22 protein-coding genes are annotated in these 20,907 nt (G+C 60.0%); 15 read left to right on the top strand and 7 right to left on the bottom strand.

Annotated features, from left to right (window positions below):
- The first annotated feature begins 43 nt into the window (after positions 1-43).
- Positions 44-1,336 (top strand): GGDEF domain-containing response regulator, encoded by a 1,293-nt coding sequence (locus ACZ5A6_RS03770; protein WP_065658085.1) that lies wholly within the window; start codon positions 44-46, stop codon positions 1,334-1,336.
- Between the two features lie 75 nt (positions 1,337-1,411).
- Here ACZ5A6_RS03770 and ACZ5A6_RS03765 read toward each other — a convergent pair whose 3' ends face one another.
- Both ACZ5A6_RS03765 and ACZ5A6_RS03760 read right to left on the bottom strand, forming a co-directional pair.
- Positions 1,412-2,173: an SOS response-associated peptidase gene (locus ACZ5A6_RS03765; RefSeq protein ID WP_174061502.1), complete on the bottom strand. Its 762-nt coding sequence runs from the start codon at positions 2,171-2,173 to the stop codon at positions 1,412-1,414.
- A 10-nt stretch (positions 2,174-2,183) separates the two neighbouring features.
- Positions 2,184-2,507 carry a YnfA family protein gene (locus tag ACZ5A6_RS03760; protein WP_174061503.1) on the bottom strand — a complete coding sequence of 108 codons (324 nt, stop codon included), beginning with the start codon at positions 2,505-2,507 and terminating at the stop codon, positions 2,184-2,186.
- A 106-nt stretch (positions 2,508-2,613) separates the two neighbouring features.
- On the opposite strand from ACZ5A6_RS03760, the gene ACZ5A6_RS03755 reads away from it, so the two are divergent.
- The 9 genes from ACZ5A6_RS03755 to ACZ5A6_RS03715 all read left to right on the top strand — a co-directional run bounded on the left by ACZ5A6_RS03755 (position 2,614) and on the right by ACZ5A6_RS03715 (position 8,773).
- Positions 2,614-3,030 (top strand): NUDIX hydrolase, encoded by a 417-nt coding sequence (locus tag ACZ5A6_RS03755; protein ID WP_003512297.1) that lies wholly within the window; start codon positions 2,614-2,616, stop codon positions 3,028-3,030.
- A 178-nt stretch (positions 3,031-3,208) separates the two neighbouring features.
- Positions 3,209-3,649 carry a TIGR02301 family protein gene (locus ACZ5A6_RS03750; RefSeq protein ID WP_003512294.1) on the top strand — a complete coding sequence of 147 codons (441 nt, stop codon included), beginning with the start codon at positions 3,209-3,211 and terminating at the stop codon, positions 3,647-3,649.
- Positions 3,650-3,754: 105 nt separating this feature from the next.
- The gene (locus ACZ5A6_RS03745) at positions 3,755-4,012 is read left to right on the top strand and encodes a hypothetical protein (RefSeq protein ID WP_003496894.1); all 258 of its coding nucleotides are present in this window, start codon (positions 3,755-3,757) and stop codon (positions 4,010-4,012) included.
- A 14-nt stretch (positions 4,013-4,026) separates the two neighbouring features.
- Complete coding sequence (locus tag ACZ5A6_RS03740) at positions 4,027-4,794, top strand: hypothetical protein (protein ID WP_026330794.1); 768 nt, start codon at positions 4,027-4,029, stop codon at positions 4,792-4,794.
- 190 nt (positions 4,795-4,984) lie between these two features.
- Entirely contained in the window at positions 4,985-5,833 is an 849-nt protein-coding gene (ygfZ, locus tag ACZ5A6_RS03735; protein ID WP_013635811.1) for a CAF17-like 4Fe-4S cluster assembly/insertion protein YgfZ, read from the top strand.
- Positions 5,834-5,835: 2 nt separating this feature from the next.
- On the top strand, positions 5,836-6,471 hold the full coding sequence (locus ACZ5A6_RS03730) for a YfbR-like 5'-deoxynucleotidase (RefSeq protein ID WP_162632955.1): 636 nt from the start codon (positions 5,836-5,838) through the stop codon (positions 6,469-6,471).
- Positions 6,468-6,986, top strand: a complete 519-nt coding sequence (locus ACZ5A6_RS03725; protein WP_173992468.1) for a tyrosine phosphatase family protein — start codon at positions 6,468-6,470, stop codon at positions 6,984-6,986. The genes ACZ5A6_RS03730 and ACZ5A6_RS03725 overlap by 4 nt, the downstream gene beginning before the upstream one ends.
- 81 nt (positions 6,987-7,067) lie before the next feature.
- Positions 7,068-7,889 carry a mechanosensitive ion channel family protein gene (locus ACZ5A6_RS03720; protein WP_019565366.1) on the top strand — a complete coding sequence of 274 codons (822 nt, stop codon included), beginning with the start codon at positions 7,068-7,070 and terminating at the stop codon, positions 7,887-7,889.
- A gap of 200 nt (positions 7,890-8,089) precedes the next feature.
- A complete protein-coding gene (locus ACZ5A6_RS03715; protein WP_038490476.1) occupies positions 8,090-8,773 on the top strand; it encodes a metal-binding protein ZinT in 684 nt (227 codons plus the stop codon).
- A gap of 117 nt (positions 8,774-8,890) precedes the next feature.
- On the opposite strand, the gene ACZ5A6_RS03710 is transcribed toward ACZ5A6_RS03715, so the two are convergent.
- The 3 genes from ACZ5A6_RS03710 to ACZ5A6_RS03700 form a co-directional block, all read right to left on the bottom strand.
- Positions 8,891-9,709 carry an ABC transporter permease gene (locus tag ACZ5A6_RS03710; protein ID WP_003512280.1) on the bottom strand — a complete coding sequence of 273 codons (819 nt, stop codon included), beginning with the start codon at positions 9,707-9,709 and terminating at the stop codon, positions 8,891-8,893.
- A complete protein-coding gene (locus ACZ5A6_RS03705; protein WP_464111048.1) occupies positions 9,706-10,494 on the bottom strand; it encodes an ABC transporter ATP-binding protein in 789 nt (262 codons plus the stop codon). Before ACZ5A6_RS03705 ends, ACZ5A6_RS03710 begins: the two co-directional genes overlap by 4 nt.
- Before the next feature lie 88 nt (positions 10,495-10,582).
- Positions 10,583-11,626, bottom strand: a complete 1,044-nt coding sequence (locus ACZ5A6_RS03700) for an ABC transporter substrate-binding protein (protein WP_174061504.1) — start codon at positions 11,624-11,626, stop codon at positions 10,583-10,585.
- A gap of 292 nt (positions 11,627-11,918) precedes the next feature.
- Between ACZ5A6_RS03700 and ACZ5A6_RS03695 the strand changes: the two genes are divergently transcribed.
- The 4 genes from ACZ5A6_RS03695 to ACZ5A6_RS03680 all read left to right on the top strand — a co-directional run bounded on the left by ACZ5A6_RS03695 (position 11,919) and on the right by ACZ5A6_RS03680 (position 17,979).
- On the top strand, positions 11,919-13,472 hold the full coding sequence (locus ACZ5A6_RS03695; protein WP_174061505.1) for a VOC family protein: 1,554 nt from the start codon (positions 11,919-11,921) through the stop codon (positions 13,470-13,472).
- A 241-nt stretch (positions 13,473-13,713) separates the two neighbouring features.
- Positions 13,714-16,485, top strand: a complete 2,772-nt coding sequence (locus ACZ5A6_RS03690; protein WP_174061506.1) for a DUF2339 domain-containing protein — start codon at positions 13,714-13,716, stop codon at positions 16,483-16,485.
- Positions 16,482-17,126, top strand: a complete 645-nt coding sequence (locus tag ACZ5A6_RS03685) for an HD domain-containing protein (protein WP_003512260.1) — start codon at positions 16,482-16,484, stop codon at positions 17,124-17,126. The genes ACZ5A6_RS03690 and ACZ5A6_RS03685 overlap by 4 nt, the downstream gene beginning before the upstream one ends.
- Before the next feature lie 10 nt (positions 17,127-17,136).
- Positions 17,137-17,979 (top strand): MOSC domain-containing protein, encoded by an 843-nt coding sequence (locus tag ACZ5A6_RS03680; protein WP_003512258.1) that lies wholly within the window; start codon positions 17,137-17,139, stop codon positions 17,977-17,979.
- Positions 17,980-18,010: 31 nt separating this feature from the next.
- Here ACZ5A6_RS03680 and ACZ5A6_RS03675 read toward each other — a convergent pair whose 3' ends face one another.
- Entirely contained in the window at positions 18,011-18,745 is a 735-nt protein-coding gene (locus tag ACZ5A6_RS03675; RefSeq protein ID WP_003512256.1) for a class I SAM-dependent methyltransferase, read from the bottom strand.
- Positions 18,746-18,921: 176 nt separating this feature from the next.
- Here ACZ5A6_RS03675 and ACZ5A6_RS03670 point away from each other — a divergent pair, with 176 nt between their 5' ends.
- Positions 18,922-20,136 carry an MFS transporter gene (locus tag ACZ5A6_RS03670; RefSeq protein WP_003512255.1) on the top strand — a complete coding sequence of 405 codons (1,215 nt, stop codon included), beginning with the start codon at positions 18,922-18,924 and terminating at the stop codon, positions 20,134-20,136.
- A gap of 2 nt (positions 20,137-20,138) precedes the next feature.
- Here ACZ5A6_RS03670 and recO read toward each other — a convergent pair whose 3' ends face one another.
- Positions 20,139-20,903, bottom strand: a complete 765-nt coding sequence (recO, locus tag ACZ5A6_RS03665) for a DNA repair protein RecO (protein ID WP_003512253.1) — start codon at positions 20,901-20,903, stop codon at positions 20,139-20,141.
- Positions 20,904-20,907: the final 4 nt, after the last annotated feature.

Here is a 20,907-nt window from a genome sequence, read left to right as displayed (position 1 = left end):
CGGGAAAACCAACGAAGACGGGCCATGGGGGGCTTCATACGGCATGCAGGATAAAATCCTTCTGATTGAAGATTCCGTTGCTCTTTCCATGCTGCTGAAGTCGCGGCTTTCGGAGGAAACGCCAGCCGAAGTGATCCATTGTGACAGCATGGCGCAGGCCGATATTCTGCTGCGCGCCCATGATTTCACGCTGGCACTCACCGGTCTCAATCTGCCCGATGCGCCGAAGGGTGAAATTCTCGCACTTCTTGCCGACCACAAGGTGCCGGCGATCGTCTTCACCGCCACGGTGGATGAGGAGGCGCGCAAGCGCTACGCCGAAAAGAAGATCATCGACTACATCGTCAAGGATGGCCATCGCACCGTTGATGCCGTGGTGAAAACGGTCGACCGGATTTTGACTAACAGACTGTTTTCCGTGCTGGTAGTGGATGACGTGCGGACGGCGCGTTCCGGCCTCGTGGAAATCCTCGAACGGCAGAATTTCAGGGTCAGCGAAGCCCATTCGGGCAAGCAGGCGCTGGAAATCCTGTCGCAGGATCCATCGATTCAGCTCGTCATCACCGATTACCATATGCCTGACATGGACGGCTACGAGCTGACGCGCCGCATCCGCGACAGCCGTTCCTCGGAAGACCTGCGGGTCATCGGCATCTCGTCCTCCACGGACCGGCTGCTTTCGGCAAGCTTCCTCAAGGCCGGGGCATCGGATTTCGTCTACCGTCCCTTCGTGCCGGAAGAATTGCAGTGCCGCATCGACAACAATATCGAAACGCTGAAACAGCTGAAACGGCTGCGTGAACTGGCAGAGCGGGATCATCTGACCGGATTGCCGAACCGCCGCTCCTTCTTCGAGCGTACGCGGGCGCTGATGGACGTCATCAACGACAATGACGAGAACGGCGCAGTCGCCATTCTCGACATCGACCATTTCAAGAAGATCAACGACACGCTGGGGCATGATGCCGGCGACAGGGCGCTGAAGAAGCTTGCCGAACTGCTGCACGACATGTGCCACGAGCAGCGCCACATTCCCGCGCGCCTTGGCGGCGAGGAATTCGCCGTGTTCCTGCGTGGGCTCAATGCGCATGCCGCCTATCAATTCTGCGAGGAGCTGCGCGACGCCGTCGAAAAGAACGGCCGCCAGCTGAGCGGCAGCAGCCTGGCGCTGACGATTTCGCTCGGCGTCGTGGAAATCGAAAAGGGCGAACCCTTCGACAATCAGCTCAATGCCGCAGACCAGCTGCTCTACCTCGCCAAGGCGAACGGCCGCAACCGCGTCTATTCCGACATCATGATCCAGGAAGGCCTGCAGAAAATCGGGCGGAACGGGTAAGACGGGCGCAGGATGGGCAACTGTGGAGTGACCGGGTCGATCCGCGATGACCAGCCTCGAATGCCAGCAAGCACATCAGAACAATGACATCTGGCCATCATCCTTAGGTAGCCTCATTTTCGCGAGCGGCGCGCTTTCCGGCACCGGCTCGATAAGGTCAGCGCCGACATTGGCGACCTTGTTGACCTTGTCCGATACCGGGATCATCTCGAAAAAATCATCCTGAACCGGGCGCATCAGGTCGGCCACCTCGCGCGGTTCCTGCGTCTTGCAATCCAGCCAGCGGCTGAAATCCTCCGGCGCGATTACCACCGGCATACGGTCGTGAATGCGGCCGATCGCGGCGTTGGCAGCGGTGGTTAGGATTGCGCCGGTATCGACCTCGGACCCGTCAGCGGAAGACCACGTCTCCATGAGGCCGGCAAAGGCGACGATGCCGCCGTTCTTCGGGCGGATGAAATAGGGCTGCGGCTTGCCGCCCTCCTCCTTCGGCGCGCGGCGCCATTCGTAAAAGCCGGTGGCAGGCACCAGCACGCGGCGATGGCGCATGGCGGCGCGAAAGGATGCCTTGCCGATGGCCGTTTCCGAACGCGCATTGATGAGCAGGGGGAAATCCTTCGGGTCCTTGACCCAGCCGGGCAGAAAACCCCAGCGTACCAGCATGGCCCGACGGTTGGGCAGGTTACTGCCGCGCTCCTGCCGTTCACCCTCCTGCACGATCAGGATCGGCTGTGTGGGCGCGATGTTGAAACGGGCGGGAAAATCTTCAAGGCCGATCAGGTCAAGATAATCGGCAATCTCTTCCGGTGTCGCTTTGAGCACGAAACGTCCGCACATTGTCTGCTCCTCAGGCCCGGGGACCGAATAAAATGATAGCCGTGCCCGCGAGGCAGACCGCACCGCCAGCGATATCCCATCTATCCGGTACTTGCCCCTCAACACCCCAGAGCCAGAGAAGCGATGCGGCAATGTAAATCCCGCCATAGGCGGCATAGGCCCTGCCCGCGTTCTCGGTCGGCACCAGCGTCAAAGCCCAGGCGAAAGCGGCGAGCGCCAGCATGCCTGGCAGCAATATCCAGCCCGTCTTGCCAAGCTTCAGCCAGGCCCAGAAGGAAAAGCAACCGGCGATTTCCGCAACAGCCGCCAGGGCATAAATAAGATAGACCTTCATTCCACCGTCTTCTGCGTGCACAATCGATCCGATTCCCGAATATACCATCGGTATTCCCGGACCAATATAGACAGGCCCAAGACGGCTGAAACAAGCGAAACCATTCATGACCCTTCGTATCAAGCCCCGCCCCGCCTCCTCCGCCATCGTCCGGAATGGAGATCGGCTTCTGCTCGTGCGCCGTATAAATCCGCCGTCGAAAGACATGTTCGCATTTCCGGGCGGGCGCGGCGAAGAGGGTGAAACGCCAGCCGAGACGGCGCTGCGCGAACTTCAGGAGGAAACCGGTATCGTCGCGCGTAAACCGCAGCTGTTTGCGACCTATGACCTGCCGTCGCGCGACCCCGAAGGTGCGCTGACGAGCCACTATTTCCTCTCCGTCTTTACCGTGGAAACGGACGCGGACCCGGCGGTGACGGCGGCCGACGACGCGGCGGATGCAGGCTGGTTCACATTGTCGGAAATCCGCCGGTTGCCGGCACCGGAAAGCGTCGTCGAATGCGCCGAGCGGCTGCTTGCATGATTGCCAGCCAGGCAGAATCGCTATTATCTAGAAGATGTCGCGCAACACTGTGCAGCAGTTTTGCGATAACGACATGATATAGACCTAAAGCTGACGGGGCGGTCTGAAAGACCGCGATGGCTTTAGGACCAATCCGCCCGCCGGGTGTTCACGAGTATGTGTGGGGCAGAATAAAATTTTGATACGGCCAACCATTTTCCTGTCTTTTTTCCTGACCATGCTTGTACCCGCCGGGCAAGACGGCGTCGCTCATGCGCAGCCTTCGAAGGCTGCTTCCAGTGAGGTTCGCCCGCCGGAAGCACAACCGCCCAAACCCGCTCCCTATGACGACAGGCTGGCACGGCTGTCGGAGATATTGGGGGCGGTGCAATATCTGAGAACCCTGTGCCCTTCCTCCGGTCCGGAGGACTGGCGCAAATCGATGAGCGATCTTCTGGCGGCCGATACGGCCAACGAACCTGAAAGGCGCCAGCGCATGACGGCTGCATTCAACCGTGGATATCGTTCCTTTGCGGCCATCCACAGCAGTTGCACACGCGCCGCCGTCATGGCAGAAGAGGGCTACCGTAACGAAGGGGCAACACTCGCCCAGGAAATTGCGTCCAGGTTCGGAAATTAGCGGATTGTTAACCTCTTTTCGCCGCAGCCCGTGCCGTTTTGATAAAAGGCTGCTAGTGTTGTTAACAGGGTGGTAAGGACTTGCCCGCCCTGTCGAGGATGAAAAATGCAGACGAGCCGTAACGAAATCGACGACATGATCGTGCATGAAAAGATGCAGGTCGCTCTGGAACACCAGAACGAGGCATGGGCTGACGGCATGGCCGACGGCATCGAGCCGGAGATCATCGCCGATGCCGCAATCGCTCTGGCCATGCGCGAAACCATCCGTATGCACGGCGAAGCCGGTGCTGAAGCAATGCTGGAATCGCTGCGCCAGCGCATGCTTGAAGGCGAATTTTCCCCGCAGCGCGTGATACAGTAAAGTCGGGGTCTGTCATGTCTTGCCTGAGCAAGGGGCTTTTGCGCTCTTCCGCCATGCTGTCCATCTTGGCTGCCTTGACCGCCGGGTCCATTGGCTTGCCCAGCCGCGCCTTTGCGCTTTCCGAGCTGAAACCCGCACAAAATACCGAAGGCGAGCCGCAAGCCCAAAGTGGCGAACAGCCGCAACGGCCCCAGGCTCCTGAGCCCGACGAGATCGAAGGTGATTCGGACGGCATTCCCCTGCCCGACCCTCTGGTCGACCGTTCCGCCGGTCAATCGACCCAGCAACCCGCCAAGCCGGGCAACACGCCGGAAATGTCGGTCGTTATCGAGCATGATATTTCAAAGGCGCCGGAAGCTGTGCGCAAGCTTCGCCAGCAGATCATCGACGCCGCTTCTTCGGGCGATATCGAAAAACTGCGGCCCTTCATCGCCGCCAGCGACAAGCAGTTCCGTATCGACGGCAATGACAGCGACGACCCGATAGCAGCGCTGAAAAGCTATTCCGGCGATCCCGACGGTCTGGAAGTGCTGGCGATCATCATCGATCTGCTTTCCACGGGTTATGCCCATGTCGACGCCGGCACCCCGGATGAAGCCTATGTTTTCCCCTATTTCTCCGGAAAGCCGCTCAATACGCTGACCGCGCCGGAAAAGGTCGAGCTGCTACGCATCATCACGGCGGGCGATCTGGCTGATATGCAGGAATACGGTAATTACAGCTTTTACCGCATCGGCATTTCGCCCGATGGCAAGTGGAAGTTCTTCACCGCCGGCGATTGATCGCGCGGCGGTGCTTGCCGTTCTTTTGCAAAAATCCTAACTGTGCGGCATGAGCAATTCAGCAGAAGCGCGTCGCGGTTCTGCAAAGGAAACTGCGCGAAAACAAAAAGAGAGCATTTCTGCAGATTGCCTCGGGCAGCCCTCAGCGACCCTGGCCGGAAATGCTTTCGATGAACCGAACGGTGATGCCATGCCTTCCGCCTTTCTTGCCGACCGCCGCCTGATCAGAGTTTCCGGCACGGGTGCCGAAGAGTTTCTGAACAATCTGATCACGGCCGATGTTGAAAACCTGCCGCAAGGCGAGGCGCGCGCCTCGGCACTTCTGACGCCGCAGGGCAAGATCCTGTTCGATTTCCTGATCGCGCGCGATGGGCCGGATTATCTGATCGAATCGGGCGCTGCCGAACAGGATGCGCTGCTGCGCCGCCTGACCATGTACAAGCTGCGCGCGCCCGTCGATCTCAAGGCCGAACCGATAGAAGGTGTCAGCGTTTTCTGGAGCGAAAGCGTGCCGGAGGCGGGCGCGAAGGACGGCCGTTTCGCCAAGGCCGGCATCAATCTGTTCCGCGTGCCGGGTGCTTCAGCCTCTGGCGACATAACGGCATATGATGCCCTGCGCATTGAGCACGGAATTGCCGAATCCGGCCGGGATTACGCGTTGCAGGATGCTTTTCCGCATGATGTGCTGATGGATGTGAATGACGGCGTCTCGTTCAAAAAGGGTTGCTTCGTCGGTCAGGAAGTCGTCTCGCGCATGAAACATCGCGGCACGGCAAGACGGCGGGTCGTCACCGTTTCGGCTGAAAGCGCGCTTCCCGCAACCGGAACCGAAATCACCGTCAATGGAAAACCGGTCGGGGCGCTTGGAACCGTTTGCGGCAACACGGGACTTGCCATCGTGCGGACAGACCGCGTTGCCGATGCGCTCGCCTCCGCCACGCCGCTCATTGCCGAGAATGTTCCCGTGACTGTGGCCTTGCCGGCCTGGAGCGGCATCTCCTTCCCCGTCGTCGATCCTGCGGTACAGGCGGAGGAATAGGCGTGGCGTCCGCTAAAAGTCCGCGCGCCTGGCAGCGCATGCTTTCTGGACGGCGGCTCGACTTGCTCGACCCCTCACCGCTCGACGTAGAAATCGCCGATATCGCGCATGGTCTTGCCCGCGTCGCCCGCTGGAACGGCCAGACGCGCGGCGATCACGCCTTCTCCGTCGCCCAGCATAGCCTCATCGTGGAGAACATTTTCTGCCGCATATGTGCGAATGCGACGCCCGACGATATGCAGATGGCGCTTTTGCACGACGCCCCGGAATATGTCATCGGCGACATGATCTCGCCGTTCAAATCCGTGGTTGGCGGCGGTTATAAAACCGTGGAGAAAAGGCTGGAAGCGGCCGTGCATCTGCGCTTTGGCCTGCCGCCGCATGCCTCGCGCGAACTGAAGGACCGCATCAAGAAAGCCGATACGGTTGCCGCCTTTTTCGAGGCGACGGAGCTTGCCGGTTTTTCCATTGCCGAGGCACAGAAATTCTTCGGCCTGCCGCGCGGCATCACCCGCGATATGTTCGACATTATCCCGCTTCCCTCGACCGAGGCGCAGAAGCGGTTCGTTGAACGCTTCGAGGCGATAGAGGCGATGCGCGTGGTCAAAACCGGCAACGCGGCTGGAGGGGTTAAATGACTTCTATCGTCGTATCGCCGCTGTCGCGGATCGCGGAAATGGCCGTTAAGCACAAAGCCCGTGAAATGGTGACGCTGATAGCAAAGGAGCAGACCTTTCACCGCCCGGCGGTGATCTCAGCCGAAAGGCACCTGACCCTTGCGATGAACGACATCAGCTTCAAGGGCACCGGCGATCTCATCGCGCCTGACGATGCGCATGTGCTGCGGCTGATCGATTTCGCCCGCGAATGGGACCAGTCCGCACCGCTTCTCATCCATTGCTGGATGGGCGTGTCGCGCTCTCCTGCCGCAGCCGTCATTGCAGCACTCAGCCTTTATCCGGATCAGGACGAGATGGCGCTTGCGCTCAGCCTGCGCACCGCATCACCCTATGCCACCCCCAATGCCCGCATCATCGCAATCGGGGACCGGTTGCTTGGGCGGGATGGCAAGCTGGTGGCGGCAATCAAGACGATCGGCAGGGGCGCGGATACGGACGGCAACGTACCCTTCGTGCTGCCTCTCTCCAACTGACGGCTCCGTTTTTTTGGCGGAACCCCTGCGGCATCCAGTCGTTACCAAAGTAGAACAGCAATAAGAATCACGGGATAATTCATGGAACAACAGGCAACGGATATCATCGTCGCATCGCAGGCAGCGGTACGGCAGGCGAGCACGCTGGCGGTGCAATATTCCTTTTCGATCATTGGTGCGCTGCTGCTTCTGATCATCGGCTGGCTGGCCGCGACTTTCCTGCAGCGCTGGGCTTTTCAGGGCCTGTCGCGCATCCGCGGCTTCGATGCGACGCTTGCCGGTTTCTTCGCGGGTGCCATCCGTTACGTGGTGCTTATTCTGGTGCTGGTCATGGTGCTTGGCCAGTTTGGTGTACAGACGGCCTCCATTCTTGCGGCACTCGGCGCTGCCGGCCTCGCCATCGGCCTGGCGCTTCAGGGGACATTGCAGAACATCGCCGCCGGCATCATGCTTCTGGTGCTGCGTCCCTTCCGGGTTGGCGAATATATCGAGACTGGCGCTGTGAGCGGCACGGTGATCGAAATCGGCCTGTTTGCGACCGAGCTTAAAACCAGCGATGGGCTTTACCGCCTTGCGCCAAATTCCACCCTGTGGAACGTGCCAATCACCAATTATAGCCGCTTTCCCTCACGCCGCCACGAATTGAGCCTGACGGTTAAGAGCGACGAGGATCTGGCTGCGGCTCAGGACATGCTGATGCGTGTGGTGCGCTCGGAAAGCCGGGTACTGCTGGACCCCGCCCCCGTTACCTTCGTCGATTCGGTCAGCGCCGACAGCGCCACCGTGAAATTGCGCTACTGGGCGCGTAGCGACAATTACTTCGCAACCACGCGTGACGTGACGAAGGCAATGAAGCTCGCTTTCGATGAGCGCAAGGCGGAATTAACCGCACAAACCGCGTGAATTGGGAGCGTCCCAGCCGCTCCCTTCTCCATGCAACTTTTTCCCATATGAAAGCCGGCCCTCAGCCGGCTTTCACCATTTTTCCCGCAAGGGTGGCGGCGGGCGCTCTTGCGTCTGGCGAAGGACGTGCTTATACGACCAATGCGTAATGTTATTACATAACTTACCCTTCGATTTATAACCACATAAGGGCCAGAAGAATGCAAAAAACCATCACCCGCGTCACCGGCGCGCTTGCAATCGGTTCCATGCTGCTGATGACAGCCCCGGCACTGGCGGCCGGAAAAGACAAGACGTCCACCGCGCATAGTCACAGCCACGACCACAGCCATGGCCAGACCGAAGCCGAGAAACAGATCTACAAGGGTTACTTCGAGGATGCGCAGGTGAAGCCACGCATGCTTTCAGACTGGGAAGGTGACTGGCAGTCAGTCTATCCCTATCTGCTGAACGGTTCTCTCGATGGGATCATGGCGGAGAAGGCAGCCCACGGCGACAAGACAGCAGCCGAATATCGTGCCTATTACGAAATCGGCTACAAAACGGATGTCAATCGCATCACCATCAAGGGCGACAACGTGGCGTTTTATAAGGAAGGCAAACCAACGCAAGGCACTTATGTCAGCGACGGCCAGGAAATCCTGACCTACAAGAAGGGTAATCGCGGCGTGCGGTACATCTTCAAAAAGACCGGCGGCGATGCGGATGCACCGCAATTTATTCAGTTCAGCGATCACACCATCGCGCCTAAAAAAGCCGGCCATTACCACCTCTACTGGGGCAATGACCGCAAGGCACTTCTGGACGAGGTGACCAATTGGCCAACCTATTATCCGTTCCAGATGGATGGCCCTGAGATCGTCGAGGAAATGGCGGCGCATTAAGACCGCACTCTTCCTGGTTTTCCGCAGCCTGTGGTCAAACCTTGAATTGTCACGATTTCGCCTTCCCCCCAGTGGGGAGAAGGCAACCAATGCGAGTTGATGCGGCCCTTTCCCCGCTCACTGCCCCATGGTCGAGCGATGCGCCCAGCCGGTCATGCGCTTTTCGAGCCAGGCCATGATCGCATACATGACGATACCTTCCACGGCGAGCATCAACAGACCGGCAAAGACCAGTGGGACGTTGAACTGGCTTTGCGCCGAACTCATCATATTACCGAGGCCATAATTGGAAGCGACGGTTTCCGATACGACCGAGCCGACGAAGGCGAGCGTGATGGCGATTTTCAGGGAGCCGAAGAAGTAAGGCATGGAGCGCGGAATGCCGACCTTCAGCATGATATCCATCTTCCTGGCGCCAAGTGCGCGCAGCACGTCCTCCGTTTCCGGCTCGATGGTGGCCAGACCGGTCGCGACGTTGACGACGATGGGGAAGAAGGAAATCAGGAACGCAGTCAGAACCGCAGGAACAGTGCCGATGCCGAACCAGATGACGAGGATCGGCACCAGCGCCACTTTGGGGATGGCGTTAAAACCGATCATCAGCGGATAAAGCCCGGCATAGATGGTTTTCGACCAGCCGATAAAGAGGCCGATGGCGAGACCCGCCGCGACGGCGATCGCAAAACCGAGCGTGGTGGTATAGAGCGTCTGAAGTGAGTTCTTCCAGATCGGCGACCAATATTGCACGATGGCCTGCCCCACACGCACGGGCGACGGCAGAATGGTTGGCGGCATTTTCAGCGCGTAGACCAGCAATTCCCACATTGCAAACAGCGCCAGCGTATAGAGCCAGGGGGCGGCCTTCACCCAGTTGACCCGGGCGATCAGCGGTTTCGACGGCGCGGTTGCCATGCTGCTTTCCACAAACGCACTCATGCCGCCACCCTCGCCTGAGCTATCTCGCCATGCAGTTCCTGCACCATGTCGTTAAAACCCTTGTCATACATGATATCCAGCTGGCGCGGCCGCGCAAAAGGCACGCGGTGTTCCGCCAGAACGCGGCCCGGCCTTGCACTCATCACGAAAATCTTGTCGGCGAGAAAGGTCGCTTCGCGCAGATCGTGTGTCACCAGAATGATGGTAACCCGCTGCGCCGTATGCAGATCGCGGATGACGCACCACAGTTCCTCACGGGTAAAGGCGTCGAGCGCGCCGAAGGGCTCATCCAGCATGAGAAGGTCTGGCTCGTGGATCAATGCGCGGCAGAGATTGGCGCGTTGCTGCATGCCGCCGGAAAGCTGCCAGGGGAACTTCGAGCCGAAGCCTTTGAGGCCGACGATTTCCAGCAGGCGTTCGGCTTTGGCGACATATTCGGCCTTATGCGCGCGCAGACGCCGGCGGTGTTTCTCAACGATCTCCAGCGGCAGCAGGATATTTTCGAGCGTCGTGCGCCAGGGCAGCATCGTCGGGTTCTGAAACGCCATGCCGACAATGGACACCGGTTCCGTGACCTGCCGTCCGGCCACGATGACATTGCCCTTTTGCGGAATGTGCAGCCCCGTTACCAGCTTCATCAGGGTCGACTTGCCGCAGCCCGACGGGCCGACGACAGCAGCGAATTCCCCCTTGTCGACCGTCAGGTTGAGGCCGGATACAGCCAGCGTTCCGGCCGCCTCGCCGTAACGCATGTCGACATTGTCTATTTCCACGAGATGTGACATCGCAGTCCCCTTTTCAGCCCCCCATGCTATTTAAAAATTGCAAACCGCCCGGACCGGCAAGCGATCCGGGCGGTCGCCGTGACATCAATCAGGGAAGCATGCGCTCTTCCTTGGGCGGCAGGTAAGCCGCGTCGAAGACCTGCTCTGCCTTGACGTTACCTTTCAGACCCATGGAAACTTTCAGGGTCTCGAGGGAGGCAGCAAGCCGGGCCGGATCGACGCCGCCCATGCCATTTTCCACCACATAGGGCGTCTTGATGTTCATGCTGTTGGCCATGTTGAGGCGTTCCAGCTCAATCGTGCTGTCGAGCGTCTCGTTACGCTTGAGCACGGCCGCCACACCCTCTTCAGGGGTCTTGACGGAATCGGCGAAGCCCTTGGCCAACGCCTTGAGGAAACCCTTGACGGCATCAGGGTTTTTCTCAGCAAAATCAGTGTTTACCAGAACGGCATTGCCATAAAGATTCAAGCCATGCTCGGCCATCAGGATGGTCGAGATATCGTCATCGGCAATGCCCTGTTTTTTCAGGTTGAGGATCACCGAAAAGGCAAAGCCGAAGACGCCGTCGACATCACCCTTGGCGAGCATCGGCTCACGCACCGGAAAGCCGATCGATTCGATCTTGATCTTGCTGTCGTCCAGCCCCGCGACTTGCTTGAAGGCTGGCCATTGCGCAAAAGCGCCATCCGGCGGCGGCGCGCCGAGTTTCTTGCCTTCCAGCGACTTCGGGTCGCCAGTCACACCAAGCGACTTGCGGCCCACGACGGCAAATGTCGGGCGTTCATAGACCATGTAAACGGCCTTGACCTTCTGGCTCGGATCCTCATCGAGGAACTTGATCACCGAATTGATGTCGCCGAAACCCATCTGGTAAGCGCCGGTTGCCACGCGCGGAATGGCCTCCACCGAGCCGTTGCCGCTGTCGATCGTCACGTCGAGGCCTTCGGCCTTGAAGTATCCCTTGTCCAGCGCCAGCAGGAAACCTGCGGCAGGTCCCTCGAATTTCCAGTCGAGCGTGAATTTCACCGGCGTTTCGGCATGGGCGCTCATTACCGGCAGCGACAGCCCGGCAGCGGCACCGACTACAGCAATGGCCAGAGCTCTCGACAACAACCTACGCGTTAATATCATATGTTCCCCCTGATGGTTATGGTTGGATTGGTTGCATAAGACCCAATTCCAGCCATCAAGGCAAGATAAAATTGCATACAAAATAGCCGTTATTTTGTATGCTTATTTTAAAGGCATTCTTGGTCAACCGGCAGGCAAAAAGCCCGATTTTTGCCCATCCCGCATGCAACGAAGCGACAGCAATATCGTTCACGCAGCGAACACAGCGTTCTCACTTGCCGGGGTTGCGGATCAGGCGCAGCGTGGGACAAATAGGGCCACAAACAGCAGGCAAAACGGCGGGGACGGCAAGATGAATTCTGCACTGGGCATACACCACATCACGATGATCACCCGGAAGGTGCAGGCGAATGTCGATTTTTACGCCGGCTTTCTGGGCTTAAGGCTTGTCAAACGCACTGCCGGTTTTGAAGATGCCATGCAGCTTCACCTGCTTTACGGCGACGGAAACGCCTCGCCCGGCTCGCTTTTGACCTTCCTCGTCTGGGAAGACGGTGGGCAGGGCCGCGTGGGTTATGGCCAGACGCTGGAAGTTTCACTGGCGATCGGCCCTGCCAGCATTGGTTTCTGGCTGACGCGCGCGCTGAAATTCGGCATCCGCGCGGAGGGCCCATCCGACGAATTCGGAACCCCTGTCATCCGGTTGAAAGACCCTGACGGCCTGATCGTCAAGCTGGTCGGCACGAACGCCTTCGCCGATGCCACGCCGCATGTGACAAACGACATCCCCGCAGAAGACGCCATTCGCCGGATTTATGGCGCGACGATGCTGAGCGAGGTGCCGGAAGAAACCGTGGCGTTCCTCACACGATATTTCGGCTACCGGCAGGAAAGCCAGACGGGCGCGATCCGCCGGCTCGTCTCGCAAAGCGGCGACATCATCGACGTGCGCGACGCGACCGGCTTCTGGTCCAGCGCCCCGGGCACCGGCACTGTTGACCACATCGCTTTCCGCGCGAAGGATCTGGACGAGTTGAACGCGGTTCTGGCCGAGCTGAAATCGCTGAACTCCAGCACGACGAATGCCCACGACCGAAAATATTTCCACTCGCTTTATGTCCGCGAACCGGGCGGCGTGCTGATTGAAATGGCGACCGACGCTCCCGGCATGACCGTGGACGAACCGCTGGAGGCACTCGGCGAAAATTTGTTCATCCCGCCACTCTTCATGAAGGACGAAGCGGATGTGCGCGTTGCGCTGCCGCAATTTTCGATGCCGGGCGAAGAACGTATCGTCTATCGCGACCTGCCCTTCGTGCACCGCTTCTATACGCCCGAGAAGCCGGATGGCAGCACCATCATCCTGCTGCACGGTTCCGGCGGCAGTGAAACCAGCCTGATGCCGCTGGCGCACCGGGCTGCTCCGGGCGCCACGCTTCTCGGCGTTCGTGGCCGCAGCACGGAGGAAGACATCGCCCGCTGGTTCAGGCGTCTGCCTGATTTCAGCTTCGACCAGAAGGATATCGTCTCGGAAGCGGAAGCCTTTGCCGCCTTCATTGACGGCGCCATTCGGTCCTATGGTCTGGATCGTTCGAAACTGCGCTTCATCGGCCATTCCAACGGCGCAAATTTCTATGCGGCCTTTGCGGCACTCTACCCGGAGCTTGCCGGGGACGCGCTGCTTTATCGCCCGTTGCCGATTCTCGATAGATGGCCGGAAAGTGATCTTACCGGACGCAACTTCCTGCTCGTAGCCGGAGAACGCGACAAATATCGCGACAGAGCGGCAGATGTGCAAGGCAGGCTTGTGGCCGGCGGCGCGCGGGCAGAAGTGCAAATGATCGATGACGGTCACGATCTTGGGTTTGCCGATATCGAAGCGGCACGGCACTGGCTTGCGGCGTGACATCTGACGATACTACGTTGCCTCGTGGTTTGTTCTCCCCCGCCGGGCAGAAAGCCACGGCAGCGGTATAAGGGGCAAAGGCCGTGAGATTGGGCAACGTTTTCCCCTCATCCGACCCTTCGGGACACCGTCTCCCCGGCGGGCAGAAGAAACAAACGGCAACCTCCCGCATCCCTCAACCAAGCCTTGCATAAATTCGCCAAAACGGCTTTAAAAACAGCTTAGTAATTGGAGAGTCTGTTTGGAAATCCCGTTTCTCATCCTCGCCGTCATCGCAGCCTTCATCTATACGCTGGTCGCAAGCATCCGCAATTCAAGCCGCATCAAGTCGCTGGAGCGTGAGGTTAACGGCCTGAAGCGGCTGATGGCCACCGGGGCGGCCTCTCCTCTTGCCGCACAGGCGGAGGCGGATTCAGCCGCGGAAAACCCGGATTTCAGGGCGGAAGAAGAAAACCGGGCTTTGCCGGAAGAAGAGTTCGTCGAAACGGAATATCCGTCCGAAACCGAAATGGCCGCGGCCATGGCGCCGGCGGAGAACCTTGCCAGCGCGGAAGAGACAAGTGCGCTTTCCACTGAGGCCGCATCCGCGTCAGCCCCGAAGGAAAGCTTCGAAAGTCTGCTGGGCGCACGCTGGGCAGTGTGGGCAGGTGGGCTGGCGCTGGCGCTCGGCGGCATTTTCCTGATCAAATATTCGATCGAGTCTGGGCTTCTGAGCCCGGCCGTGCGGCTTTCGCTCGCCGCCATTTTCGGCCTCGGTCTCGGTCTTGCCGGCGAAGCAATCCGCCGCAGGGCCGTGCCGGGCATCGCTACGACCTATTCCAACGCCATGATACCTGGCGTGCTGACGGCCGCGGGTGCACTGACGCTGTTCGGCGTGGTTTATGCGGCCTACGGCATTTACGACTACATAAGCCCCACCACCGCTTTCATCCTGCTCGGGCTTGTCGCCTTCGCCACTATTGGCCTTTCACTTCTGCACGGGCAGGCGCTCGCCGGTCTTGGCCTTTTGGGTTCGATGCTGACGCCTGCGCTGATTTCCACTGAAACCCCGAATATCTGGGCGCTCTTCGTCTTCCTCACCATATCCTGGCTGGCAACGGCGGCGGCTGCGCGCAGGCAGCGCTGGACCGTGGCTCCCTCGCTTGCCAATGCCGGTCTCGGCCTCTGGGCGCTCGGCTATATCGCCATCGCCGACACGATCAGTGCTGCACCTCCGGTCCTTGCGCTGCTCGTCATGCTTGCGGGTACGATCTTCCTCTGGCCCGGACGCTATTTCGACACAGCACCTGCCGAAACGGGAGAAACCGTAACTTCCGGGCGGCGCGCCGTTCGCGCCATGCGGCTTTTGCTGCGCCCGTCGCTTGCCATCAATCTCACCGTCTCAATGGCCGTGATCCTGCCGGCATTCAGCTTTCTCGTCATCGGCGCCGGCATCGACCTTCATCCGGCCGTGATTGTCTCAGCGCTCATCGCAGGGCTGGCTGCCCTTGGTGCTTCCCGCCGCAACGCGGTCTGGCCCGCCATTATCGCAGCACTTGGCGCGCAGGCTGCGGTCTCGGTGATGTCTCGCTCCGGGCTCGATTTTATCGGCATCATCAACGATACCTCGATTGCGCTGCCGCCGGTGCGAACCGGCTACATGGCTGAAATCGCCATGGCGCTTGGTCTTGGCGCCATTCTTTTGCTCTGCGGTTTTTCCTTCCTGAAACGCAAGGGCGCGGACGATCCGGATTTCGCCCAGCTCTGGGCGGGGATTGCAGCTCTCTTCCCGGTCTGGCTCGGAACCGCGAGCTTCGTCGAATATGGAAATCTCGGTCGTGACTGGCTGCATGCAGCCTATGGCCTCGGCCTCGGTTTCCTGCTGATCTCCGCTGCCGAATGGCTGCACCGACAAAACAACGAGGCCTATCGCAAGCCGCTCAACATCCTCGTGCTTGGCTCCTTTGCCGCATTCGCGCTAAGCCTGCACACGCTGACTGAGGGGCTTACGACAACCATACTGCTTTCCGTCATCGGTTTCGGTTATGTGCTGGCAACCCGACAGCGCAACTGGGATGTGCTGCCCTGGGTCATGGCGGTGGCAAGTGTTGCCGTTCTTGGCCGCATCGCTTGGGAGCCGACCATCGTCGGGCCGCAAAATCTTGGGCTCACGCCGGTCTTCAACGCGCTTCTGCCGGGTTACGGCATTCCGGCGCTGCTAGCTATCGTCTCCGCCTGGATGCTGCGCGACTGGCCGGGCTTCCGGGCAAAGAACTTCCTGCAGGCTATCGCCAGCCTGATGGGCCTGCTGGCGGTCGCAATCCTCATCCGCCATGCGATGAATGGCGGCACACTGGACGAAAGCGTGCCGACGCTTGGCGAACAGTCGATCTATACGCTGCTGACCATCGGTTTTTCAGGCGTACTGATGACGCTCGATTTGAAGAGCCCCAGCCCCGTCTTCCGTTACGGCTCGATGATTGCAGGCGTTATCGCCGTCATCAACGTGCTGGTGATGCATTTCTTCACGCTGAACCCCTATTTCACCGGCGAAAATACCGGCCGCATCCCGTTCCTCAACCTGCTGCTGATCGGTTACCTGCTGCCGGCGCTTGCCTATGGCGGCCTTGCCTATTACGCACGCGGCAAGCGGCCTGCAGCCTATGTCAGCCTGCTGGCCGTGGCGGGTGCCGCACTTGGCTTTGCCTGGGCCACGCTTTCGGTCCGCCGCTTCTGGCAGGGTGAAAACATTGCCAACTGGAAAGGCTTCCTGCAGGGCGAGACCTACAGCTACTCGGTGGTCTGGCTGTTGATCGGCGTATTGCTGCTCATCGTCGGTTCGCGCTTCAATGCCCGCAGCCTGCGTCTGGCATCCGCCGCCTTCGTGCTGATCTCCGTCGCCAAGGCATTCCTGATCGACATGAGCAATCTTGAGGGCGTTCTGCGGGCGCTGTCCTTCATCGGGCTTGGCGCCGTGCTGATCGGTATCGGTCTGTTCTATCAGAAAATCCTCACCCGGCAGCCGAAGACATGATCCCGGCTGAGGCTTTTGCGCCCTATGAGGCGCTTGCGCAGGACCTTATCCCGCATGCCGCCGATGCGGGCGACGGCTCGCACGATCTTGCCCATATCCACCGCGTCTTCCGCAACGCCATGCGCATCCATGCGGGCGAAGGCGGCGATGGCACGGTGCTTGCGGCCAGCGTGCTTTTGCACGATTGCGTGGCGGTGGAGAAGAACTCGCCGCTTCGCGCGCAGGCCTCACGCCTTGCGGCGGAAAAAGCCTCCGGCATTCTGGCCGGGCTTGGCTGGCGTCAGGCCGATATTGACGCCGCCGCGCATGCCATCACCACACATAGTTTTTCCGCCAATATCGAGCCGCAGACGCTGGAGGCAAAGATCCTTCAGGATGCCGACCGGCTGGACGCCATCGGCATGGTGGGAGCGGCGCGCTGCTTTTACATTGCCGGACGCATGGGCTCGGCGCTTTACGACCCGGCCGATCCGCTGGCCAAGGACCGTCCGCTTGATGATCGCGCCTTTGCCATCGACCATTTCGAAACCAAGCTGTTCAAGCTTGCGGATGGTTTCCGCACCGAAACCGGGCGAGAACTGGCAAAGGCCCGCCATGAGCGGCTGAAACAGGTGCTGGGCCTGTTTCTCGACGAAATCTGAGGAGACCTGAATGCGTGTGACCGAACTCAACATCTACCCGCTGAAAAGCGCGCGCGGCATAGTCCTCTCGAAAAGTGATGTTTCGGCGGAAGGCCTGCCCGGCGACCGGCGCGCCATGCTGACCGACCCCTCGGGCCACTTCATCACCCAGCGCGAATTGCCTGATATTGCCACGGTTCTGGCACAGCACGCGGATGGCGGCATGGTGCTTTCGCGGGAAGCAGGTGGCAAGATTTTCGCCAGGCCTTCCGGGCAGCGCATGGATGTGGCCGTGTGGAAATCGATCGTCAGCGCCAATATCGCCGATAGCGAAACCAACGACACATTGTCTGAGTGGCTTGGGCGCGAGGTGAAGCTGGTGTTCTTCGACGACATCGCAAAACGCATCGCGAGCCTCGAATGGACCGGCAACGAAACGCCCGTCACCTTTGCGGACGGTTACCAGATACTCGTCACCACCACCGCTTCACTTGCAGCCCTTAACGACAATATGCGTGCAAATGGCGAGGACGCCGTCGGCATGGAGCGGTTCCGGCCCAATATCGTGCTGGAAACGGACGAGCCGTGGGCGGAGGATCGCTGGGCGGCGATCGAGATCGGCGGCATTCGTTTCGACCTCGTCAAGCCCTGCGCCCGCTGCATCATGACGACACAGGACCAGATCACCGGCTCGCGCGATGTACCTTCCCCCATGAAGGCGATGGGCCGCATCCGCATGTCCGGCGACCGGCGCGTGCCCGGCCCGCTCTTCGGCTGGAATGTCACACCGCGCGGCAAAGGCAGGCTAGCTGTTGGCGATGTGGCAAAGGTAGTCGAGGAACGGCCGGACGGCTGGGCGATCAAGAGGCGTTAAGCTGTCGGGCGATGCATCTCACGATCTCGTATCAAGGCTTCTTCGCACCGACGATCAGGAAAATCGGACGGCGGTCTTCGTGTTTCATCTCCGGCCGCTCCGCCAGCAGGGCGGGATCGGGCCTCGGTTCCGCGAGCCGCGTGATCGCAAAGCCTGAAGTCAGCAGGGCGTTGAGAATGCCTGACACCGTGCGGTGATATTTGACGACATCATCCGCCATCCAGTTGGAATGGCGCACGCCCTCGTTCTGATAGTTATCGAGCGGCCAGTGCAGTATTTCGCCATCTTCGCCGTAGAACCAGTCCTGTTTGTCCAGCGCCGTGAACACGGGGTGCTCGATGGAAAAGACAAAGTCACCGCCGGATTTCAACACGGAGAAAACTCTCGCGAATGCCGCATCGAGGTCGCGGACGTAGTGCAGAGCGAGTGAGCTCAGTACCAGATCGAAGCTTTCCGGCGCAAAATCGATGTCCTCGATCGCGGCGCGGCGATATTCGATGCCGGGGCCGCCGTTTATCTCGGCGGCGCGGCGCAGCATATTTTCCGACAGATCGACCCCGACGACATGCGCCGCGCCCTGCTCTACGGCATGGCGGCAATGCCAGCCAAAACCGCAACCGAGATCAAGAACTGTCTTGTCTTTCAGCGTTGGCAACATGGCGCGCAGCTCATGCCATTCGCCCGCCTGACGCAGACCCTCCAGAGAGCGTGGCATGGCGCTGTAGCGCTCGAAAAACTGCGGGTCGTCGTAAATATTCTGCTTCATCGTTGCCTCACCTTGCCCGATGGCATTTCACCTGAGTGTCTCATCAATCGCACGAATAGTGCCGTCAAGAAAAGTTGCTAGTGGGGCAGCCTTGCAAAAGATAATATTCCTCTCATCAAAGGGGAATTTTGCGGCAAAGCGTCCCACGGGGCGAGGTGCTGCATCGGGAGAGTTTCATGTCGCAAGCCACACGCCAAACCATGCCCTGGGCGATCATCGTCGCCGGGTCGCTGATCGCGGTCATGACCTTCGGGCCACGCTCGGCGATGGGCTTTTTCCAGCTACCCATGCTGGCCGATACCGGCTGGGACCGCTCCACCTTCGGACTTGCCATGGCGTTTCAGAACCTGTTCTGGGGTCTAGGCCAGCCATTCTTCGGCGCCATCGCCGATAAATTCGGCACCGGCCGTGTGCTCGTGCTTTCCGGCTTTCTCTATGCGGCTGGCCTCATCTGCATGTCCTTCGGCACGTCGCCCTTCTGGCTGCATTTCGGTGGTGGCGTGCTTGTCGGGCTTGGCATTGCCGCTGGTTCATTCAGCGTCATTCTTTCGGCCTTCGCGCGGCATGTTACGCCGCAGCAACGCTCGCTTGCCTTCGGCATCGGCACCGCGGCGGGATCGGCGGGCATGTTCCTGTTTGCGCCAATCAGCCAGGGCCTGATTTCCACCTATGGCTGGTCGGACAGTCTCGTTTGGCTTGCCGTGATGATGATGCTGGTGCCACTGCTGGCCTATCCGATGCGCGGCAATTCCTCGTCCGGCAGCCAGTCGCAGACGCAATTCAAGCAGACGGCAGGCGAGGCGCTGAGAGAAGCGCTCGGCCACAAGAGCTATCTGCTTTTGACCACCGGCTTTTTCGTCTGCGGTTTTCAGGTGGCCTTCATCACCGCGCATTTTCCGGCCTATCTCGGCGATATCGGCATCGAACCCCGCTATGCGGTCATCGCCATGGCGCTGATCGGCTTCTTTAACATCATCGGATCGCTTGCCGCCGGCGTCATTGCCCAGCGTTACTCGAAACCCTATCTGCTGGCCTATATCTATATCGCCCGCTCAATCGCCGTTACAGCTTTCCTGCTTCTGCCGCAAACGCCGCTTTCGGTCATCATCTTCGCGGCCGTGATGGGCATCCTGTGGCTTTCCACAGTGCCGCCGACCAATGCGTTGGTGGCGATCATGTTCGGCACGCGCCATCTCGGGATGCTGGGTGGCGTCGTATTCCTGTCGCATCAGATCGGCTCGTTCCTCGGTGTCTGGCTCGGCGGCTTCCTTTACGACAAGCTCGGCTCCTACGATCTCGTCTGGTGGCTCGGCGTCGGCATGGGGATTTTTGCGGCCATCGTGCATTGGCCTATTCAGGAACGACCCGCACCTCGGCCAGCAATGGCCTGAGGCTATACCGCCTTATCGAGCGCAGGCAGCACCGCCTTGCGCTCCAGTGCCTTCAACGCCGCCTGCACGAAACCGTCGCGGGCGGCGTTTTCATTGAGGCCGCGTGGATCATAGACATGGCGGTGGAGAAAATGGCCGGTCAGGCGAAAGGCTGCCGCGAGGCTGTCGCGGTCGGCCGCCTTCGACTGACCTTCGCTCAGGAAAGCGGGAAGCGAAAGCATACGCGCCGCATAGGGCGCGCCCGCCGTACTACAGACCGCCCTGCCCGTTTTGGGCGATACATAGATGAGATCGGTGCGCAGGCCCGTTGCCGCGCATTCCGTGAGATCGAGACCGAAACCAAGATCGTTCAGCACCGCCAGCTCGAACCGTACGAACAATTCGCCAGCATCGACCGGATCATGGAGATTGTCGAGAATGACGTCGAGCGCCTGATAGAGATGCGGATGCGGGTCACGCTCCGGCAGAAGCCGCAGCAGCGCGCCCATGGCCTGCACGCCATACACGGCGGTTGCCGTTTCCATCAATTGCGCTGCCCGCAACTGCAAAGGCTCAATGCGGAATTCGCCGAGATGGTCGTCAAGCCGCGCCCGCCAGATCACATCCACCCGGTTTCCCGCCTGCAGCACCGGCTGCATGCTGCGGGAGCGCCCGCCGCGCACCATCCCCAGATGGCGGCCGCGCAAACGGGTCATCACCTCGGCGATGACGCTGGTCTCGCCATGACGCTTTACGCCGAGAATGATTGCCTCGTCCTGCCACTGCATGAAA

Source organism: Agrobacterium sp. 6Ca8 (assembly GCF_055382765.1).
Note: the sequence above shows the minus strand (reverse complement) of the source record. Positions and strands in the feature narration are given on the sequence as shown.

Bases quoted from the DNA above. Each gene is read 5' to 3' on its own strand.
- ACZ5A6_RS03770 (WP_065658085.1), top strand. From the start codon at position 44: ATGCAGGATAAAATCCTTCTGATTGAAGATTCCGTTGCTCTTTCCATG.
- ACZ5A6_RS03765 (WP_174061502.1), bottom strand. From the start codon at position 2,173: ATGTGCGGACGTTTCGTGCTCAAAGCGACACCGGAAGAGATTGCCGAT.
- ACZ5A6_RS03760 (WP_174061503.1), bottom strand. From the start codon at position 2,507: ATGAAGGTCTATCTTATTTATGCCCTGGCGGCTGTTGCGGAAATCGCC.
- ACZ5A6_RS03755 (WP_003512297.1), top strand. From the start codon at position 2,614: ATGACCCTTCGTATCAAGCCCCGCCCCGCCTCCTCCGCCATCGTCCGG.
- ACZ5A6_RS03745 (WP_003496894.1), top strand. From the start codon at position 3,755: ATGCAGACGAGCCGTAACGAAATCGACGACATGATCGTGCATGAAAAG.
- ACZ5A6_RS03740 (WP_026330794.1), top strand. From the start codon at position 4,027: ATGTCTTGCCTGAGCAAGGGGCTTTTGCGCTCTTCCGCCATGCTGTCC.
- ygfZ (WP_013635811.1), top strand. From the start codon at position 4,985: ATGCCTTCCGCCTTTCTTGCCGACCGCCGCCTGATCAGAGTTTCCGGC.
- ACZ5A6_RS03725 (WP_173992468.1), top strand. From the start codon at position 6,468: ATGACTTCTATCGTCGTATCGCCGCTGTCGCGGATCGCGGAAATGGCC.
- ACZ5A6_RS03720 (WP_019565366.1), top strand. From the start codon at position 7,068: ATGGAACAACAGGCAACGGATATCATCGTCGCATCGCAGGCAGCGGTA.
- ACZ5A6_RS03715 (WP_038490476.1), top strand. From the start codon at position 8,090: ATGCAAAAAACCATCACCCGCGTCACCGGCGCGCTTGCAATCGGTTCC.
- ACZ5A6_RS03710 (WP_003512280.1), bottom strand. From the start codon at position 9,709: ATGAGTGCGTTTGTGGAAAGCAGCATGGCAACCGCGCCGTCGAAACCG.
- ACZ5A6_RS03705 (WP_464111048.1), bottom strand. From the start codon at position 10,494: ATGTCACATCTCGTGGAAATAGACAATGTCGACATGCGTTACGGCGAG.
- ACZ5A6_RS03700 (WP_174061504.1), bottom strand. From the start codon at position 11,626: ATGATATTAACGCGTAGGTTGTTGTCGAGAGCTCTGGCCATTGCTGTA.
- ACZ5A6_RS03695 (WP_174061505.1), top strand. From the start codon at position 11,919: ATGAATTCTGCACTGGGCATACACCACATCACGATGATCACCCGGAAG.
- ACZ5A6_RS03685 (WP_003512260.1), top strand. From the start codon at position 16,482: ATGATCCCGGCTGAGGCTTTTGCGCCCTATGAGGCGCTTGCGCAGGAC.
- ACZ5A6_RS03680 (WP_003512258.1), top strand. From the start codon at position 17,137: ATGCGTGTGACCGAACTCAACATCTACCCGCTGAAAAGCGCGCGCGGC.
- ACZ5A6_RS03675 (WP_003512256.1), bottom strand. From the start codon at position 18,745: ATGAAGCAGAATATTTACGACGACCCGCAGTTTTTCGAGCGCTACAGC.
- ACZ5A6_RS03670 (WP_003512255.1), top strand. From the start codon at position 18,922: ATGTCGCAAGCCACACGCCAAACCATGCCCTGGGCGATCATCGTCGCC.
- recO (WP_003512253.1), bottom strand. From the start codon at position 20,903: ATGCAGTGGCAGGACGAGGCAATCATTCTCGGCGTAAAGCGTCATGGC.